The 18456-nt window shown below is 72.1% G+C and carries 19 protein-coding genes; 13 read left to right on the top strand and 6 right to left on the bottom strand.

What is annotated here, in order from left to right; all coding sequences use genetic code 11:
* Nucleotides 1–6: 6 nt before the first annotated feature.
* The 3 genes from ACFPL3_RS08645 to ACFPL3_RS08635 form a co-directional block, all read right to left on the bottom strand.
* Entirely contained in the window at nucleotides 7–993 is a 987-nt protein-coding gene (locus ACFPL3_RS08645; protein ID WP_343943181.1) for an ABC transporter permease, read from the bottom strand.
* A gap of 4 nt (nucleotides 994–997) precedes the next feature.
* The gene (locus tag ACFPL3_RS08640) at nucleotides 998–3022 is read right to left on the bottom strand and encodes an ABC transporter substrate-binding protein (protein ID WP_343943182.1); all 2025 of its coding nucleotides are present in this window, start codon (nucleotides 3020–3022) and stop codon (nucleotides 998–1000) included.
* A gap of 103 nt (nucleotides 3023–3125) precedes the next feature.
* On the bottom strand, nucleotides 3126–3872 hold the full coding sequence (locus ACFPL3_RS08635; protein WP_379588679.1) for a FadR/GntR family transcriptional regulator: 747 nt from the start codon (nucleotides 3870–3872) through the stop codon (nucleotides 3126–3128).
* 94 nt (nucleotides 3873–3966) lie between these two features.
* Here ACFPL3_RS08635 and ACFPL3_RS08630 point away from each other — a divergent pair, with 94 nt between their 5' ends.
* Complete coding sequence (locus tag ACFPL3_RS08630; protein ID WP_343943184.1) at nucleotides 3967–5031, top strand: sialidase family protein; 1065 nt, start codon at nucleotides 3967–3969, stop codon at nucleotides 5029–5031.
* 58 nt (nucleotides 5032–5089) lie between these two features.
* Here ACFPL3_RS08630 and ACFPL3_RS08625 read toward each other — a convergent pair whose 3' ends face one another.
* Nucleotides 5090–5335, bottom strand: coding sequence for a hypothetical protein (locus ACFPL3_RS08625; RefSeq protein WP_343943185.1), 246 nt, complete (start codon nucleotides 5333–5335; stop codon nucleotides 5090–5092).
* 20 nt (nucleotides 5336–5355) lie between these two features.
* The gene (locus ACFPL3_RS08620) at nucleotides 5356–5613 is read right to left on the bottom strand and encodes a hypothetical protein (protein WP_343943186.1); all 258 of its coding nucleotides are present in this window, start codon (nucleotides 5611–5613) and stop codon (nucleotides 5356–5358) included.
* A gap of 161 nt (nucleotides 5614–5774) precedes the next feature.
* Between ACFPL3_RS08620 and ACFPL3_RS08615 the strand changes: the two genes are divergently transcribed.
* Nucleotides 5775–6374 carry a DUF7134 domain-containing protein gene (locus ACFPL3_RS08615; RefSeq protein ID WP_343943187.1) on the top strand — a complete coding sequence of 200 codons (600 nt, stop codon included), beginning with the start codon at nucleotides 5775–5777 and terminating at the stop codon, nucleotides 6372–6374.
* Nucleotides 6375–6378: 4 nt separating this feature from the next.
* On the opposite strand, the gene ACFPL3_RS08610 is transcribed toward ACFPL3_RS08615, so the two are convergent.
* Nucleotides 6379–7218, bottom strand: a complete 840-nt coding sequence (locus tag ACFPL3_RS08610; protein ID WP_343943188.1) for an SCO6745 family protein — start codon at nucleotides 7216–7218, stop codon at nucleotides 6379–6381.
* Between the two features lie 124 nt (nucleotides 7219–7342).
* Between ACFPL3_RS08610 and ACFPL3_RS08605 the strand changes: the two genes are divergently transcribed.
* From ACFPL3_RS08605 to ACFPL3_RS08555, 11 genes are all read left to right on the top strand, one after another.
* Nucleotides 7343–7603, top strand: coding sequence for a hypothetical protein (locus ACFPL3_RS08605; RefSeq protein ID WP_343943189.1), 261 nt, complete (start codon nucleotides 7343–7345; stop codon nucleotides 7601–7603).
* A gap of 80 nt (nucleotides 7604–7683) precedes the next feature.
* On the top strand, nucleotides 7684–8637 hold the full coding sequence (locus tag ACFPL3_RS08600) for an aldo/keto reductase (RefSeq protein ID WP_343943190.1): 954 nt from the start codon (nucleotides 7684–7686) through the stop codon (nucleotides 8635–8637).
* A 139-nt stretch (nucleotides 8638–8776) separates the two neighbouring features.
* Complete coding sequence (locus tag ACFPL3_RS08595; protein WP_343943191.1) at nucleotides 8777–9766, top strand: TAXI family TRAP transporter solute-binding subunit; 990 nt, start codon at nucleotides 8777–8779, stop codon at nucleotides 9764–9766.
* A gap of 3 nt (nucleotides 9767–9769) precedes the next feature.
* Nucleotides 9770–10243 carry a hypothetical protein gene (locus ACFPL3_RS08590; protein WP_343943192.1) on the top strand — a complete coding sequence of 158 codons (474 nt, stop codon included), beginning with the start codon at nucleotides 9770–9772 and terminating at the stop codon, nucleotides 10241–10243.
* A 5-nt stretch (nucleotides 10244–10248) separates the two neighbouring features.
* Entirely contained in the window at nucleotides 10249–12219 is a 1971-nt protein-coding gene (locus ACFPL3_RS08585) for a TRAP transporter permease (protein WP_343943193.1), read from the top strand.
* Nucleotides 12220–12272: 53 nt separating this feature from the next.
* Nucleotides 12273–13067 (top strand): DeoR/GlpR family DNA-binding transcription regulator, encoded by a 795-nt coding sequence (locus ACFPL3_RS08580; RefSeq protein ID WP_343943194.1) that lies wholly within the window; start codon nucleotides 12273–12275, stop codon nucleotides 13065–13067.
* 26 nt (nucleotides 13068–13093) lie between these two features.
* Nucleotides 13094–14119 (top strand): autoinducer 2 ABC transporter substrate-binding protein, encoded by a 1026-nt coding sequence (locus ACFPL3_RS08575; RefSeq protein WP_343943195.1) that lies wholly within the window; start codon nucleotides 13094–13096, stop codon nucleotides 14117–14119.
* Nucleotides 14119–15624 carry a sugar ABC transporter ATP-binding protein gene (locus ACFPL3_RS08570; protein WP_343943196.1) on the top strand — a complete coding sequence of 502 codons (1506 nt, stop codon included), beginning with the start codon at nucleotides 14119–14121 and terminating at the stop codon, nucleotides 15622–15624. Before ACFPL3_RS08575 ends, ACFPL3_RS08570 begins: the two co-directional genes overlap by 1 nt.
* Nucleotides 15621–16625: an ABC transporter permease gene (locus tag ACFPL3_RS08565; protein ID WP_343943197.1), complete on the top strand. Its 1005-nt coding sequence runs from the start codon at nucleotides 15621–15623 to the stop codon at nucleotides 16623–16625. Before ACFPL3_RS08570 ends, ACFPL3_RS08565 begins: the two co-directional genes overlap by 4 nt.
* The gene (locus tag ACFPL3_RS08560) at nucleotides 16622–17698 is read left to right on the top strand and encodes an ABC transporter permease (RefSeq protein WP_343943198.1); all 1077 of its coding nucleotides are present in this window, start codon (nucleotides 16622–16624) and stop codon (nucleotides 17696–17698) included. The genes ACFPL3_RS08565 and ACFPL3_RS08560 overlap by 4 nt, the downstream gene beginning before the upstream one ends.
* The gene (locus tag ACFPL3_RS08555) at nucleotides 17695–18447 is read left to right on the top strand and encodes a class II aldolase/adducin family protein (protein ID WP_343943199.1); all 753 of its coding nucleotides are present in this window, start codon (nucleotides 17695–17697) and stop codon (nucleotides 18445–18447) included. The genes ACFPL3_RS08560 and ACFPL3_RS08555 overlap by 4 nt, the downstream gene beginning before the upstream one ends.
* Nucleotides 18448–18456 lie beyond the last annotated feature (9 nt).

The raw sequence follows: 18456 nt of genomic DNA, 5'->3' as shown, positions 1-18456 counted from the left end.
CCTTCCTCATCGGTTGCCATACCGGATGCGCGGGTCCGACCAGGCCAGCAGCAGGTCGGACAGGAGCGTGCCGAGCACGGTCAGCAAGCTCAAGATCATGATGAACGAGCCGGCGAGGTACATGTCCTGCGCCTTGAGCGCCTGCAGCAGCAGCGGCCCGGTGGTGGGAAGGTTGAACACGATGCTCACGACCACCTCGCCGGACACCAGGGCGGGCAGCACCCACCCGACCGTCGACAGGAACGGCCCGAGCGCCATCCGCACCGGGTACTTCAGCAGCAGCCTCCGCTCGGTGAGTCCCTTCGCCCGTGCCGTGTCGACGTAGGGTTTGGCCAGCTCGTCGAGCAGGGTGGAGCGCAAGGTCCGGATCAGCGCCGCGGTCCCGGCCGCCCCGACCACGACGATGGGCATCCACACGTTGCTCAGCAGGTCGAGCACCTTGCCGAGGTTCCACGCCGAGTCCTGGAACTCGGGGGAGAACAGGCCACCGACGTCCTGTCCGAACCAGGTGAACGCGACGTAGGCCAACCCCAGCCCGAGCAGGAACTCCGGGACCGCGAGCCCGACGAAACCCACCATGGTGAAGGCGTAGTCGCCGAACGAGTAGCGGCGCACCGCCGAGTAGATCCCGATCGGGAACGCCAGCATCCACGTCACCAGCAGGGCGCACAACGAGATGGCGACGCTCAGCAGCAGCCGTGAACCGATGAGCTCCGACACCGGCGCGTTCCACAGGAACGACTCGCCGAAGTCGCCGTGGAGCATGCCCCCGATCCACGTCAGGTACTGCACGTGCAGGGGCTCGTCGAGCCCGTAGCGCTGCTCCAGCACCGCGATCCGGGTCTCGTCGACTCGACCCTCCGCGGCCATCTCGGCGATGACGGTGTCGAGGTAGCTGCCGGGCGGGAGCTGGATGATCAGGAACGATACGGCGGAGATCAGGAAGATCGTCGGGATGAGGTAGAGCAGCCTGCGCAGGACGTAGCGGCCCATCGGGTCAGGTCGTCAGGTAGAGCTGCTCGGGGCAGGTGATCCCCGGGCTCGGGAAGAAGCTGGAGGCCAGCACGGTCTGCTCGGCGTCGCGCAGGTTGTGCATCTTCTCGCTCACCACGCCCCAGAACGCGCCGGGCCGGACGAGGACGGTGCCGATGACGTAGAACTCGTCGGCCGCGATGTCCAGCAGCTGCGTCATGAGCTCCTTCTGCCGACCCGCGTCGACCGTGCCCCGGATCTCGTCGAGCAGCGCGAACTGCCTCTTGGTGGGCTCGGGTGGTTCCTCCCCCTCGGCGCCGCCGGACGCGTACCACTCCGCCCAGGTCGGGGCGTACCCGGCGCTGCTGGACGGCGGTGGGGCGAAGGGCACGTAGGAGATCGGGTTGACGATCGCCTCCGGGCCGCCGCCCTGCCCGACGAAGATGTAGGCGTCGTGCCCCTTGGCCCCGACCTGGCTGTTGAAGAACGACCGCTCCAGCCCTTTGACCTCCACTGTGATGCCGACGTTCGCCCACTGGCCGCGCACGAGCTCGGCGATGGCGGCGAACGCGTCCTGGATGCCGAGGGGGTAGGACAGCACGAACGTGACCGGCTGCCCGTCCGGCCCCAGCCGCCGTCCCTGCGCGTCCCGGCCGGCCAGCCCGGCCCGGTCGAGGTGGGCCTCGGCCTGCGCGAGGTCGAACTCGGTGAACTGCGTGGCGAGGCGTTCGTGGTAGTAGCCCGAGTCGCGCAGCGGGGCGGCCTGCCACGGGTCGGCCTGGCCTGCGTAGACCACCTTGCTGATCTCGGCGCGGTCCATCGCGAGCGACAGGCCGACGCGGAAGTCCTTGCTGCGGAACACGCTGCGCAGCGTGGGGTCGGTGTGCCCCTGGTTGAAGAAGAGCGTCGCGCTGTTGCAGATCGTGTCGACGGTCGAGTAGACGCGGTACCCCCCACGCGCCTCGTTGTCCACCACGACCGGCTTGTTGGTGGCGTCGTTGATGTGCCGCTGGTGCAGGTCGAGCTCGCCGTTGAGCGCCATCTGCAGCACGGCCTGGTTGTCCTGCACGACCGCGTACCGGATGGCGTCGAGGTACGGGAGCTGGCTGCCCTCCGGGTCGGTCTTCCAGTAGTAGGGGTTGCGCTCGACGACGAACTCGTTGCCCTGCCCGAACGGGGCGCTCGGCATCCAGGCCGTCAGCCGGGGCAGGTCGGTGTTCTGCCAGTGCACGACGTCCCCGATGCCCGACGACGCCTTGCGGTAGAACAGGTCGACGGGGTCGCTCGCCTGCGCCTGCGCCACCAGAGCGGTCAGGTCACCACCGAGACGGTGGTGGAACTGCCGCAGGTAGTGCGCGGGGCGCATCAGGTCGTAGGTCTCCTCGGTGTTGGCGAGGTAGAGCAGCACCTGTCCGCTCGGCTCGGCGAACACCAGCCGCACGGTGTGCGGGTCGACGACGTCGAGCCGTGCGGGCTCGCCGTCGGACTTGCCTCCCGCGCGCAGCCAGGCGGGCGCGCCGCCACCGAGCTCGGGGTCCTGCAGCACATCGTCGTAGGAGAAGGCGAGGTCGTCCGCCGTGAACGGCTCGCCGTCCGACCACCGCATCCCCGACCGCAGCCGCAGCGTCACCGTCCGGCCGTCCGCCGACACCTCGAAGGACTCGGCGACGTTGGGCACGACGGTGTTCCCGACCGGGTCCCACCGCAGAAGCGGCTCGTACCCGACGGTCTTGAGCAGCCAGAACCCGTCACCCGGGCCGGTGAGCGCGGTGCGCCAGGTGCCCCCGTAAACGCCCATCGTGGACGCCGGGGTCACGACCATGGGCGTCTTCGGCAGGCGCTCGGCCACCGGCGGCAGCTCTCCGGCCTGCACCCGGGCAGCGAGCGCGGGCGCCTCGAGGCCCTTGGCGGCCCCCGCGGCACCCTGCGGCGCGGCCGGCTCGGTCGAGAAGAAGCCGCACCCGGCGCCGGCGGACACCGCCACGAAGGCCCCGGAGAGGCGGAGGAAGTCCCGCCGGGTCGCGCCGCCGGAGCGCCGGGATTCCGTCATGAGAGCTCCTTCGTCGGAGACCTGCGCGGGAGGTGAAGGACGTGGGATGTCCGACGTCCGCGACACCGTATGGCGCAGCTCACGAGATCGTCAAGGTCGCGTGCTACGCGGGCGCCGGGCCGAGACCCCTGGCCTCCAGGAGCGCGACACGGGCGTCGATGTTGCGGAAGTGCTCGGTCATCGCACGCTGGGCGCCGTCGACGTCGCGGGCACGCAACGCCGCGAGGATCGCCCGGTGCCGCCGCGCGGTCTCCGGCAGGTCCGGGTCCTCACCGCCGAGCCGGTCGTTCACCCGGTGGAAGACGTCCCAGAAGGCCCGCAGCAGCTGCACGACGATCTGGTTGTCGAGCGACCGGTAGAGCAGCTCGTGGAACTGCCGGTCCTCCTCGGCGAAGTCCTCACCGCTGCCGGCCTTGGCCTCCATCGCGGCGGTCACCGTCTCGAGCGCCTCGAGGTCGACGTCCGGGATCGACGCCGCCACCCGGCGGATCAGCCCGTCCTCCAACGCCTCGCGGGTCTCGAGGAGCTCGCTGACCGCCCGGGCGTCGCGCCCGATCCGTTGCAGTGTCCGGAAGGCCAACCCGTCGGCGAGCGGGTTGAGCGACAGCCGGCCGACGTAGGTGCCGTGGCCGTGCCGGATCTCGACGATGTCGAGGGCCTGCAACGCCTTCAGCGCCTCACGGACCGAATTGCGGCTCACCCCGAGGTCCTCGACCAGCTCGAACTCCGTGGGCAGCAGCTCACCTGGCGCGAGGCCACGTTCGAGGATCAACGCCATGAGTTCGTCCCGGACGACCCGCGACGTCCGGGCGGCGGCCAGGCGAGCGCTGCGCTTCTCCACGATGCACATCCTTCCGGTCGTGCGATCGGCCGGAACGGCCGGCGGTAGCAGGCCCGGCTCGGTTGTGGGATGTTGGGCGTCCTACATCTACCACGGGGTGAGCATGATCGACCGCACGGACGTCTTCACGTCGGGCGAGGATGGTGTCTGGATCTATCGCAATCCCGCACTCGCGGCGACCGGCTCCGGTGCGGTGCTGCTGTTCTGCGAGGCCCGGCAGGTCCCGGCACCCGGGGTGCACGGCGACTACGCCCCGGCATCCCTCGTGCTGCGCCGCAGCACGGACGGCGGGGTGAGTTGGGGCCCCACCCAGGTGCTCGCGACCAACCCGCACGGCGCAGCGCACAACCCGACCCCGGTGCACGATCCGGCCACGGGCGCCGTCCACTTCCTGTACGGCCTCGACTACGAACACCTGTACTACACCCGCACCGACGACGGCGGTGCGACCTTCACCGACCCGATCGACATCACGTCCATCGCCCTGGAGTTCCGGTCCGAGTACAACTGGAAGGCCTTCGCCACCGGCATCGGGCACGCCATCGTCCTGAGCACCGGCCGGATCGTCGTCCCCGTCTGGATGGCACTCGGGACGCAGGGACCCCACCGACCCTCGGTCGTGGCCTCGATCTACAGCGACGACGCCGGCCGCACCTGGGAGCGTGGCGAGCTGCTGCCGCAGACCCTGCGCAACCCGAGCGAGACCCAGCCGGTGGAGCTCGGTGACGGGCGGGTGCTGTTCAGCATCCGCAACGAGTCACCCGAGCGACGCCGTGCCTGGTCCGTGAGCCCGGACGGGGCGACCGGGTGGAGCAGCCCGCGGTTCGATCCGGCGCTGTTCGAGCCCATCTGTTGCGCCGCGATCCTGCGCGCGCAGCTCGACGGCCGGTCCGCAGTCGTGTACCTGCACCCGGACCCGCCCGAGCCGGTCCTGACGCCCCCGACGGCCGACCGCAACCACCTCACGTTGCGCGCCTCCTTCGACGACTGCCGCACCTGGCCCGTCGCCCGGCTCGTCGACCCGGGCATCGCGGGCTACTCCGACCTGGCCCAGGCGGCAGACGGCACCCTGCTGTGCGCGTACGGCCGGGGCACCATCGACGGCAACCCGTGGCACAAGAAGCACGTCTCGGTGGCCCGGGTCGAGCCGGGCTGGCTGCTCGCGTGACGTTCGTGCCCGCCGGCTTCGCCGCCCGGCTCGCCACGGAATGGTCGCGGGAATCGCGTCAGGAACGGGCCCGGCGCCGGGATGCGTACGGGAGCACGAACATGTAGGCGCCCGTGAGGAAGAGCAGCGCGAGCGGCAGCAGCGGGACGTACGACACCCACAGCACCGGCTCGGCCTGCATCAACGCGATCGTGGTGATCAGCACCGACACCGTGAAGAACACGGCGAACCAGCGGTGCAACCACCGGATCCACCCGCTCGTACCCGTTCCGGAATTCCCGCTCACGCGCGACGTGATGTCCATGGCGAAAACGGTATGGCGGCTCACCGGCCCGGGCTTCTCGATTCCTGACCGGATCGCGCGGCGACGCCGGCCGAGGCGAGGAGGACGAGGCCCAGCACGGCCACCGACAGGTTCGCGTACAGCTCGTAGCCCGCCAGCCCGTCGACGCGCGGGACCACGAACCGGTTCACGACGTTGAGGAAACCGAAGATCGGCTGGTGGCCGAGGAGGCGATCGATCGACCCGCTGACCCCCGCGGCGAGGAGGACGACCCCGATGAGCTGCAGGGCACTGCGCATGGCTCATGACGCTAGGGATCCACCCCGCCCGCGCGGATCGGTCGACCGGATGGGATCCGGGTCATCCGTTCGACCGAGGTAGCGAGCCCGTCAGCCATCGGTATCGGACTCGCCGCGAGCGGCCGTTGCGGGGCGCGGCCGGCCGTGGGCCCACCACCGCGATGAACGACAGCACCGGCGCGAGGCGCAGCACCCGCGACTGGATCGTGGACATCGCGATCTTCGTGCTGGCCGTGCTGTTCGGGCTGTTCACGGCGTCCCAGCGGATCGCGGCGCCCGTCCAGCCGCCGTGGCTGTTCGAGCTCGACCAGTTCGTCGGCGTGCTGGCGTGCGCGGCCTTGTGGCTGCGCAGGCGCCGGCCGGTGCAGCTGGCCGTGGCGCTGGTGGCCGTGTCCACGTTCTCCGAGCCGGCGGCGGGCGCGATGCTCGCCTCCCTGTTCGCGGTGGCGGTGCACCGGCCGCGACGCGTCTCGTTCGCCGTCTTCCTGCTGAGCATCCCGAGCGCGGCGCTCTACACGGTGCTGCGCCTCGAACCGGACATCCCGCCCGCCGTGGTCCTGATGCTCGGGGTGGCGCTCCGGAGCGCCGCGTACGGCTGGGGGCTCGTCATCCACCACCAGCGCCAGCTCGTCACCCGGGCCCGCACCGAGGCCCCCGCGGTGAAGACCCACGTGTCGAACATCCTCACGAAGCCCGACCTCAACAACCGGGTGCAGATCGCCCTGCTCGCGCACGACGCCGGCCTGGTCGACGAGGGCTGATCCCTCAGGCCCTGGCGACGCCCATCGCGTTCGGGTAGGGCACCGCGCCCGCCTCCGCCAGCGACCGGGCCACCGGCCGGAGGGCATCGCCGAGCACCTCGAGATCGGCGTCGTCGAGCGCGCGCAGCGCCACCGCAGCCGACCGGTCGGTGCCGCGTTCGATCTCCGCGCGCAGCTCGTCACCCTCCGGCGTCCTCCCGCCGTCGGGATCCAGCAGCCCGCGGTCGGCCAGGCGCTCGCCCGCATCGGCCCACTCCTGCTCGGTCCAGCCCCGGAACTCGCGCTGCTGCGGCACGAGCGAACCCCCGGGCAGGCGGTGGCACTCCACCCCGTCGATCCCGGCGGCCATCAGCTCGGCCACGTGCCCGTCGCCGCGGTACTCCCGCAGCACGGTGGCGGCGTGCCAGATCCGGCCGACCGGGTCGGCCGGCACCGGGACGTCGAGGTGAGCGGCCGCGAGCGGCCTGCCTGCGACGTCGAGCGCGGCGAGCACGGAGGACAGGAGGCCTGCCGCGTCGTCCAGGCCGTCCTGCGTGTGCCCGGCGAGCGCCGAGCGCGCCAGGTCCTGCCGGGTGTCGAGCACCTGTGCGGGGGTGGCGTAGCCCCACGCGTCGGGCAGGGCGCGCTCCACCATGCGGGGTGCGAAGCCGTAGAAGAGCGCCGTGACCACCCGGGGCCCGGGCGCACCGAGCGCGGCGGAGCGGGAGGCGAAGTAGCCCATCCAGTACCCGCGCAGGCCGATCTCCCGGTAGGCCGACTTCGCATCCGGCGTGAAGTACACGGCGGCGTGCACCGCCTCGATCGCACGCCACAGGTCACGCTCCACGAGCGCTCGTTCCTTCATGCCTGGGGTCTACCGCCGCCGGGCACGCGCCACAAGCGGCCGGGATAGAGAATCAGGGTATTGCTGGATTGTTGAACGATCGGTAGTGTGACCGTACGCACGCTGGTGGACACCTGGAGGAACGATGCGAGCGGCACTGGTCGACGATCTCCCCACCGTTCTGACCCGGCGCGACCTGCGACTCCTGCAGGCGGTGGCCGACGGCCGGGTCGAGTGCACCGGCAGCGTCGAGCCCGACTTCTACATCGACGGCGTCGCCTGCTGCGACCACATGGCCGCCCGCGCCCTCGTGCGCGGCGGCATGATCCGCTCGGCCGGGACGGGCGGGCGCGCCCGCGTAGAGCTGACCCCCAAGGGCGTGGAGGCACTGACAGCCGCCGGGTAATGCCAGCATGGTGGCTTTACTGGCGTAATGGGCCAGCAAAGCCACCTTGCTGGCATTCGGGGCACGTAAGCTCCGCCGGCGTGACCACTGGGACGACGCGCCTGGGCATCGGCCTCGCCGCCGTCGCCCGCCCCGCCTACATCACCTCGGGCCGCGCCGCCGACCTCGGCGCGCGGCGCAGCGTCGAGGACCTGCGGGCCCGCACCGAGGCCGTGCTCGACGCCGCGTACGCCGCCGGCATCCGCTACATCGACGTGGCCCGCTCCTACGGGCGGGCCGAGGAGTTCCTCGCGGGCTGGCTGGCCCGCCACCCGGAGGTCGACGACGTCGAGATCGGGTCGAAGTGGGGCTACCGGTACGTGGGTGACTGGCGGGTGGACGCGCCCGTGCACGAGGTCAAGGACCACTCGGTGGCCGCCTTCACCGAGCAGCTCGCCGAGACCGCGGCGCTGCTGGGACCACGACTGGGCGTCTACCACGTGCACTCGGCGACGCTCGACACCGGCGCGCTGGACGACGCGGCCCTGCACCGGGAGCTGGCGCGGCTGCGCGACCGCGGGGTGCGGGTCGGCGTGTCCACCTCGGGCCCGGCGCAGGCCGACGCGGTGCGCCGGGCGCTGGAGATCGAGGTCGGTGGGGCGCCGCTGTTCACGTCGATCCAGTCCACGTGGAACGTGCTCGAGCCCTCGGTGGGCCCCGCGCTCGCCGAGGCGGCGGCCGCGGGCGCCCGGGTGATCGTCAAGGAGGCGGTGGCCAACGGCCGCCTCACCCCGGGTGCCCCCGACGCCCCGCCGCTCGCGGTGGAGATCGCCGCAGAGCTGGGCATCCCGCTCGACCAGCTCGCCATCGCCGCGGCGCTCGCGCAGCCGGGGGCGTGGCGCGTGCTGTCCGGCGCGGTCGATCCCGCGCAGGTGGCGAGCAACGCGGCGGCGGCCGACGTGGCGCTGCCCGGCGACGCGCTGGAGCGGCTCGCGGCGGTGGCCGAGGAGCCGGGCGCGTACTGGGCGGCACGCTCCGCGAGGTCCTGGTCATGACGGCGGCCTGAAAGGCAACAGTACGGCTCCAAGGTGCTCTCGGCGCGTGGACAGCGCCCACGCCGTGTGCGATGTTGCGCATCACCGCCAGGAGTGATCGCGTTCGACGCCGAACGCAGCTCCCCGAGCAGGAGGTGCCATGGCTGTCACCACCAGTAGCCGGAACCGCCGTCGCGGGCCGGCCGTCGTCATCGCCGCAGGGGCGCTGCTCCTCGCCGCGTGCGGGGGTGGGGAGGCCGCAGCACCCGGTGCGGACGGATCGCTGTCCATCGCCACCGGCGGCACCGGCGGCGTCTACTACCCGTACGGCGGGGCGATGGGCACGCTGCTCTCCGAGAAGCTGGAGGGCATCACCGCCACCGCGCAGGAGACCAACGCCTCCGTCGACAACGTACTGCTCGTGCAGGACGGCGGGGCGGACATCGCGTTCGCCCTCGGCGACACGGTGGCCGACGCGAAGGCGGGTGTCGCCCAGTTCGAGGGCCGCGAGATCACCGTCTGCACGCTGGGCAGGCTCTACGACAACTTCACCCAGACCGTCACCACGGCGGGCACCGGCATCCGCAGCATCGCGGACCTGCGCGGGAAGCGCGTGTCGGTCGGCTCGCCGGGCTCGGGCACCGAGGTGATCGCGCTGCGGATCCTCGAGGCTGCCGGGATCAACCCGGACACCGACATCCAGCGCAGCCAGCTCGGCGTCGGCGAGACGGCGCAGGCCCTGCGCGACGGCACGATCGACGCCGGGTTCTGGTCCGGGGGCCTGCCGACGGGCGCGCTGGTGGACCTCGCGACCACCGGGCAGATGGTGCTGCTCCCGACCGGCGAGTACACCGAGGCGCTGGCGGCGAGGTTCGGGCCGTACTACCAGACCGCGGAGATCCCCGCGGGCACCTACGAGGGCCAGACGGAGGCGAGCCCGCAGGTCGTCGTGCCGAACGTGCTGATCGTGCGCTCCGACATGCCCGAGCAGCTCCAGCAGGACATCACGCGGACGATCTTCGAGAACAAGGCGCAGCTCGCGGCCGTGCACCCCGCGGCCAACGACCTCGACCCGGCCACCGCGGGTGACGTCGGGTTCGTCGACGTGTGCCCGGGCGCGAAGGCCTACTTCGACCAGGCCACCGGCTGAGCGGTGCGCGCGGTCGCCGTCGCCCTCGCCGTGGGTGTGCTCGGGGCGGGGTGCGCCGTGGCGGGCCCCGGTCCGGCCGTCACCGTGCGCGACGCCGAGGGCGCGCTGCTCGCGCAGGTGCCGCTGCCCGCGCCGGAGTTCGCGGTGAGCTACCGCAACTCCGTCTACGGCACGGTGGCCGAGGAGCGCTACCGGGTGGCGGTCGACGGCCGGTTCGGACTGGTCGAGCTGGCGGCCGACCAGCTCGCGGTGCTGGAGGAGTACTACGCGGTGCCCGGTCCGGTGCGCACGGCACCGGACGGGGACCGCCGACGCTGGGTGGCCGAGCCCCGTGACCGGCCGGTGTTCGGCGAGCTGTCGATCGCGGCCACCGCGCTCGGCGAGCGCACGCTGCTCGTGCCCGGGCACGAGCCGGTCCCGCTCCCACCGCTGGTCACCGACGGGGTCACCGTCGTTCTCGACGTCGAGGAGAGTTGACACCGATGACCGCACGCCCGGACGGCGACGAGGTTCCCGCCGTCGACGAGGAGGCGCTGCTCGCCGAGTACGAGGCGGAGAAGCCGGCGCGAAGGCTGTCCGGCCTGCCGCTGCGGGTGGTGCAGGTGCTCGGCGCGATCCTCACGCTGTACGGCCTGTACTGGGTGTTCAACCCGATGCCCGCGCAGCTGTACCTGCCGTCGTTCCTGGCGATCGGGCTGGCGATGACGTTCCTGGTCTACCGCGGCTGGGGGCGGTCGGAGAAGGCCACCACCGACAACCCGCACCTGCTGGACTGGGTGCTCGCGGTGGTGGCGGTGGTGCCGTTCGTCTACATCGTGGCCGACTGGGACTCGTTCTTCCGCCGCGCGGTGGTGCCCACCGACCTGGACGTCGTGATGGGCACGCTCGCGATCCTGGTGGTGCTGGAGGCGGCGCGGCGCACCGTGGGCCTGGTGGTGCCGCTGGTGGTGATCGGGTTCCTCGCCTACGCCTACCTCGGCCCGTACTTCCCCGGCCCGTTCGCCACGTCGTCGTTCGGCTGGGAGCGGCTGGTCGGCCACAACATGATGGGCACGCAGGGCGTGTTCGGCGTGCCGATGGAGGTGGCGGCCACCTACATCATCCTGTTCACGCTCTACGGCGCGGTGCTCACGGCGTCGGGGGCCACCAGGTTCTTCATCGACCTGTCGTTCGCCGCGTTCGGGCAGTCGGGCGCCGGGCCCGGCCGCACCGTGACGCTCGCCGGGTTCCTGCTCGGCACCGTGTCCGGCTCCGGGGTGGCCACCACCGTGACGCTCGGCGGCGTGGCGTGGCCGCTGCTGCGCAAGGCGGGCTACCCGCAGGAGCACGGCGGCGCGGTGCTCGCGGCCGCGGGCATCGGCGCGATCCTTTCGCCGCCCACGCTGGGCGCCGCGGCGTTCATCATCGCCGAACTGCTGAACGTCTCCTACCTGCAGGTGCTGATCTGGGCGACGATCCCGACCCTCCTGTACTACCTGGGGATCATCCTCGCGGTCGAGATGGACGCCCGGCGCTACCGCACCCACGCCATCGACATGGACGTGCGCCCCGCGGGTGCCCTGCTGCTGCGGTTCGGCTACCACTTCAGCTCGCTGGTCGCGATCGTCGTGTTCATGGCGCTGGGCCTCACGCCGTTCCGCGCGGTCGTCTACGCCACCGTGCTCGCGTTCCTCCTGAGCTTCCTCGAACGCGACTCGTGGATGACCCCGCGGCGCATCGGCGAGGCGCTGGCGAGCGGCGCGACCGGGGCGCTCTCGGTGATCCCGGTGATGGCGGTGGCCGGGATCATCGTCGGGGTCATGACGCTCACCGGGCTCGGGCTCAAGCTCGCCGGGATCATCGTGGCGCTCGCGGGCGGGAACCTCGCGCTCACGGCGATCTACTCGGCCGTGGCGGTGGTGCTGCTCGGGCTCGCGGTGCCGGTGACGGCGAGCTTCATCATCTCGTGGGTGATCATCGGGCCCGCCCTGCAGGACGTGGGCGTGCCGGCGTTCGCGGCCGCGATGTTCATCTTCTACTACGCGGTGCTCTCCGAGGTCTCACCGCCCACGGCGCTGTCCCCCTTCGCCGCCTCTGCGATCACGGGCGGGCGCCCGGTGCGGACGATGTGGCTCACCTGGAAGTACACGCTGCCCGCGTTCCTGGTGCCGTTCGTCGTGGTGCTCTCGCCGCAGGGCGTCGGCCTGCTGTTCGAGGGTGGGATCGGCACCGTCCTGCTCGCCGCGCTCGCGGCGGCCGCGGCCGTGGCGGCGCTGGCCGTCGTCACCGGCGCGTGGCTCGTGGGGCCCGCCGGGGTGCCCGAACGGGTGCTCTTCGCGGTGGCGGCGGTGGCGCTGCTGGTCATGGCGCCGCTCTCGCTCGGCATCGGCGTCGTGGCGATCCTGGCCGGTACCGCGGTGCACCTCCTCCGGCGCAGGAAAACCGAACGCAATCAATCGAAAGTCGACGGCTAGCGGTTACCAAACTGTTCGTTGACGGTTACGGCGGTGCTTCTTACGGTTCGCGCGTGGCGGGCATCGCGGAGCACGAGCGGCAGCAGGAGGTGTTGCGCCTGCTCGACGTCGACGGCCGGGTCAGCGTGGCCGACCTCGTGCGCCGCTTCGGCGTCACCGCGGTGACCATCCGCAAGGACCTCGAGGTGCTGGAGCGCAGGCACCTCCTCTCCCGGGTGCGCGGCGGCGCCGTGACCGCCGACGGCGCCGACGAGGGCGCGTTCGAGATGCGGCTGCGCCACCGGACGGCCGCGAAGGCCGCCATCGCCCGGGCCGCGGGCGCGCTCGTGCCCGACGGCGCCGCGATCGCGCTCGACTGCAGCACCACCTGCTACCAGCTCGCCCACGAGCTGCGCGGGCGCCGCAACCTGATCGTCGTCACCAACGGCCTGCGCGCCGCCGAGCTGCTCAGCGACAGCGGGGTCACCGTCGTGCTCCCCGGCGGCACGGTGCGGCGCTCGTCGTGGTCGGTGGTCGGCGACTTCGGCGACGTGGTCGTGAGCCGCGGCCGGCTGACGATGGGCTTCTTCGGCATCCGCGGGCTGTCGCGCGAGCACGGCCTGATGGAGCTGTCGGTGGAGGAGACCACCGTCAAGCGGCGGCTGGCCGCCTCCTGCGTGGACGTGTACGGCCTCTTCGACTCGTCCAAGATCGGCCGGTTCGCGCTGCACAGCTTCGTGCCCACCCAGCGGATCACCGGCCTGTTCACCGACGACGCGGCCGAACCCGACGCACTCGACTGCTTCGCCGAGCACGGCGTCGAGGTCCACCGGGTTCCCGTCGACCATCCCCACGAGACGTCCGCCTGACCACAGGCGCGGAGGAAGGAGCGAGGATGCTCAACAGGCGCATCACCGCGGCACTGGCCGTGGCGGCGGCGGGGGCGCTCGCCCTCGCGGGCTGCACCCAGCAGAACCCCGGGGGCGGGGGCGGTGGAGGCGGCGGCGAGGACCAGGTCAGCGTCGCATTCGTGCCCAAGCTGCAGGGCATCCCCTACTTCGAGGCGATGAACACCGGCGGGCAGAAGGGCGCCCAGGAGCTCGGCATCGAGTGGATCTACCGCGGCTCGTCCACGGCCGACCCGGGCGCCCAGACCGAGATCGTGAACTCGCTGATCCAGCAGCGGGTGGACGTGCTCGTGGTGGCCCCCAACGACCCCGACTCGATGGCCCCCGTGCTGCAGGAGGCCGCCGACGCCGGCATCAAGGTGATGACCAGCGACACCGACGCGCCCAACTCGGTGCGCGAGGCGTTCGTGAACCAGGCCTCGCCGGAGGGCGTCGGCACGGCGCTCACCGACGCGCTGCTCGAGGCCATGGGCGGCCAGGGCAAGTACGCGATCGTGTCGTGCGGGCAGACCGCGGCGAACCTCAACTCCTGGATCGAGGTCCAGAAGCGGGTGACCGCGGAGAAGTACCCGAATGCCGAGATCGTCGACATCGTGTACGCGGGCGAGGACGAGGCCCAGTCCGTCACGATGGCCAAGGACCTGATGAACGCCCACCCGGACCTCACCGGCCTCGTGGGCGAGTGCACGGCGTCGGCGCCGGGTGTGGCCAAGGCCGTCACCGAGGCCGGCAAGATCGGCCAGGTGTTCACCGTGGGGCTGGGCACGCCGCAGTCGATGAAGCAGTACCTGGAGAACGGGTCGTCGTCCGCGGCCATCCTCTGGGACGTCGAACAGCTCGGCTACCTCACCGCGTGGGCGGGCAAGCAGCTGGCCTCGGGCACCCCGTTCCAGGCCACGAACAACGTGAACGCGGAACTCTCGGCGGTGACCTGGGACGAGAGCAGCAAGGAGCTGCTGCTCGGTGACCCGCTGCGGATCACCACCGAGAACGTCGACCAGTACGACTACTGATGGGTGAGACCCTGCTGCGCCTGCGCGGCGTCCAGAAACGCTACGGCGGCGTGCGGGCGCTGCGGGGTGTCGACTTCGATGTCCTCGCCGGCGAGGTGCACGCCCTCGTCGGCGAGAACGGCGCGGGCAAGTCCACGCTGATCAAGATCGTGTCCGGTGCCGAGGTGGCCGACGAGGGCACCGTCGAGATCGACGGTGCACCGATCACCGGCGGGAGCACCCAGGCGGCCATGGAGGCGGGGATCGCCACCGTCTACCAGGAGCCGCACCTGTTCGGCGAGCTCACCGTGGCCGAGAACGTGTTCCTCGGGCGCGAGCTGCGCACGAACGGGCGGGTCGACTGGGCCGCCCAGCGCACGCGCGTGGGCGAGCTCCTCGCGCAGATCGGGCTCGACCCGGCGATCGGCGACGTCCGCGTGGCCGACCTGCCGGTGGCCGAGCAGCAGCTCGTGTCGATCGCCAAGGCGTTCGCGCACTCGGCCAAGGTGCTGATCCTCGACGAGCCGTCGGCGATCCTCACCGACCGGGAGATCGAGGTGCTGTTCGGCGTGGTCCGCAACCTGCGGGCCGCCGGCGTCGGGATCATCTACATCTCCCACCGGCTCGACGAGCTGTCCCAGATCAGCGACCGCGTCACCGTCATGCGCGACGGCGAGGTGGTCGCCACGAAACCGACCAGCGAGCTGACGGTGCGGCAGGTTGCCGAGCTGATGGTCGGCCACGCGCTGGGCTCGGCCACCGCGGACCGCCCGGCCCCCACGGGGGACCCGGTGCTCGCGGTGTCCGGGCTCGGCCGCTCCGGGGCGTTCACCGGCCTGGACCTGACGGTCCGCCCGGCGGAGGTCGTGGCCCTCTACGGCCTCATCGGGTCGGGCACGGACGCGATCGCCCGTGCCCTCTACGGGGTGGCCCCCGCCGACGCGGGCACCGTGCGGGTGGACGGCCGGCAGGTGCGGCTGCACTCCCCCCAGGACGCCGCGGCGGCCGGGATCGCGATGCTGCCCGGCAACCGCAAGCAGCAGGGCGTGTTCGCGAACAAGTCGATCGCGTTCAACATCTCCAGCGCCCACCTGCGCCACCTCGCGAAGCTGGGCTTCTGGTTCGACCGGCGCAAGGAGCGCTCGATCGCGGAGGACTTCCTGCGCCGCATCGCGATCAAGGCCCCGGACGTCGGAACGGCCGTGGGGGCCCTGTCCGGTGGCAACCAGCAGAAGGTGGTGCTCGCCCGCCAGCTCGTGCGCGCACCCCGCGTGCTGGTGCTCGAGGAGCCCACCCAGGGCGTCGACGTGGGGGCGAAGGAGGAGATCCACCGGCTGGTTCTGGAGCTGGCGGACGGCGGCAGCGCCGTTCTCGTCATCTCGACGGATCTGCCGGAGGTCCTGCAGCTCGCCGACCGCGTGCTGGTGGTGCGCAAGGGAGCGGTGGTGCGGGAGTTCGAGCGCGGCGCGAGCCAGGCCGACGTGCTCGCGGCCGCCGCGGGCGACGAGGGGGAGACAGCCGCATGACGTCCACCGCGACCACCGCCGCGGCCGCGCCCACCCGGCGCAGGCCGCGCGTGCGCGCGATCGAGGGTCAGGAGATCGCCCTCATCGGCGTGGTCGGGCTGCTGTGGGTGGTGCTCTCGCTCGTCACCGACACGTTCCTGACCACGGGCAACCTGCAGAACATCCTGTTCACGGTGGCCCCGATCGCGCTGATCGGGATCGGGATGACCGCCGTGATCGTCACGGCCGGGATCGACGTCTCCGTCGGCAGCCAGGCCGCGGTCGTGATGGTGATCGTGGCACTGCTGGTGCGCGACTCCGGGCTGCCGTTCCTGCCCGCGGTGGCCGTCGCCGTGGTGGTCGGGCTGGTGCTCGGCGCCGTCAACGGCCTGCTCGTGGCCTACGGCGGCATCCACCCGATCATCGTCACGTTCGGCACGCTGAACATCTACCGGTTCGTCTCGCTGCAGATCTTCGGCACCGAGCAGGTGGCGGGCGTGCCCCCCACGCTCGCGCCGATCGGCGGCGGCGCCGAGGGCAAGCTGCTGGGCGTGCCGACGGCGTGGTGGCTCACGCTCGTGCTGGCCGCGGGCATGTGGTGCTACATGCGGTTCTGGGCCACCGGCAGGCACCTGTACGCCGTGGGCGGCGACGCGTTCGCCGCGCGCCTGGCGGGGGTGCGGGTGCGGCGGCGCCAGATCAGCGCGTACGTCCTCACGGGTGCGTGCGTCGGGCTCGCCGCGTGCATCCTCATCGGCAGTGGCGGGCTCGTGCAGCAGAACGTGGGCACCGGGCTCGAGCTGCGGGTGATCGCCGCGGTCGTGATCGGCGGCACCAGCATCATCGGTGGCCGCGGCACCGTGCTGGGCACCGTGCTCGGTGCGCTGCTGGTCGGCACCGTGTCGAGCGCCGTCACCCTGCTGTCCTGGCCCTCGGAGCTCGCACAGCTGTTCATCGGCCTGTTCATCCTCGTAGCGGTCGGCGTCGACCTGCTGCGCGAGCGGCGGAGGAGCGCCCGATGACCGAGATCGAGACCGTGCCGGCGGCCGAACGCGCCCGCGGGGAGGGGATCGCGGCCAGGGTGCTGCGGATCGCGCTCACCGAGCGGGTGGTGCTGCTCGCGGTGCTGCTCGTCGTGGTGGTCGTCTGGTTCCGGGTGCTCGGCGCGGGCGGCTACCTCGTGGCGCCCTACGACGTGCGTTACCTGGGCAACGCGCTCGAGTCGATGGTGCCGTTCGCGCTGCTGGCCGTCGCGGAGCTGTTCGTGATCGTCTCCGGGCGCGGCGGCATCGACCTGTCCGTGGGCGCGATCGTGTCGCTCGCGGGCATGGCGTTCGGGTTCATGGTCGGCGTGTGGGAGTGGCCGCTGCTCCCGTCGATCGTGGGCTGCATCGTGGTGGGCGCCCTGCTCGGCGCCGTCAACGGAGCACTCGTCGCGTACGTGCGCTTCCCGGCGCTCATCGCGACGCTCGCCACGTACTACGCGTACAGCTCGCTCGCGCTGATCAGCAACGGCAATGCGCCGATCTCCACTCCCCCGGTCGTCGCGCTGCACTCGCTCACCCGCAACGTCAACTTCCCCGAGCCGCTGCCGCCCGTGCCGCTGCACGTGTTCACGATCCTGCTGCCGTGCGCGCTGCTGGCCTGGGTGGTGGTGTCCCGCTCGACCTACGGGCGGTCGCTGTACGCGGTGGGCACCAACGACGTCGCGGCCGCGTACGCCACGCAGTCGGTGGCGCGCACCCGGTTCACGGCGTTCGTGATGTCCGGGCTGCTCTCCGGCGTGGTGGCGGTCGTGACGGTCGGGCAGTTCGCCTCCGCCCGGCCGGACGCGGGCATCGTGGGCAACGGGATGGCGCTGCCCGCGATCACGGTGGCCGTGCTGGGCGGCGTCGCGATCCAGGGCGGGATCGGCCGGGTCGGCGGCGTGCTCGTGGCGGCCCTGCTCGTCACCTGGCTGAACGCCGGGATGCTGCTGGCGTTCCCGGAGGGCGCCGAGGGCAGCCGCTACCAGCTCCTCGCGCTCGGGCTGGTGCTCGTGCTGTCCGCCCTGCTCAACACGGTCGCGCTACGGCGCTACGGGAGGTTGTCGTGACGTTCGCCGTGCGCCCGCACGAGGTGCCGGACGAGTTGGTGGCGCTCACCCGCCGCCTCGGCGACCCGGCCGCCGACCTGGTGGTCCTCGCCGAGGGCAACACGTCCGTGCGCCTGGACGACGACCGGTTCGCCGTCAAGGCCAGCGGATCGCGGATGGACCTCGCCGGGGCCGGGGACTTCGTCGTGGGCGACCTGCCCGAGCTCGTCGACGTGCTCGAACGGGGCGGCACCGACCAGGACAGGCTGTCGCGGCTGCTGTCCGCGGGCGGCTCGGCGAAGGCGAGCATCGAGACCCTCGTGCACGTGGTCGCGCTCGCCGCCGGGGCCACCTGGGTGGCGCACACGCACCCGACGGCCGTGGTGGGGCTGCTCGCGGTGCGCGAGGCCGAGGAGCTGTGGTCGGCGCCGCTGTTCCCGGACGAAGCCGTGGTGCTGGGCGAGCCGGTGTGGGTGCCCTACGCGGCGCCCGGCATCGCGCTCGGCACGGCCGCCCACACCGCCGTGCGCGACCGGCTCGACCGCGACGGCACCGCACCCCGGCTCGTGCTGCTCGGCAACCACGGCATCGTCGCCCTCGGCGCCACCGCCGCCGAGGTGGAGACCATCACGACCATGGCGGTGAAGGCCGCCCGCGTCCGCTCGGTGGCCCTGGGCGCAGGCACGATGGCGCCGCTGGACCGGGTCCACGCGCGGGAGCTGGCGGCCCGCCCCGACGAGGCGGCCCGCCGCACCCGCCTGGGCGCGTGATCGGAGCGA

The organism is Pseudonocardia zijingensis (assembly GCF_042657305.1).
Classification (GTDB): domain Bacteria; phylum Actinomycetota; class Actinomycetes; order Mycobacteriales; family Pseudonocardiaceae; genus Pseudonocardia; species Pseudonocardia zijingensis.
This window is presented reverse-complemented; position numbering and strand designations above follow the sequence as displayed.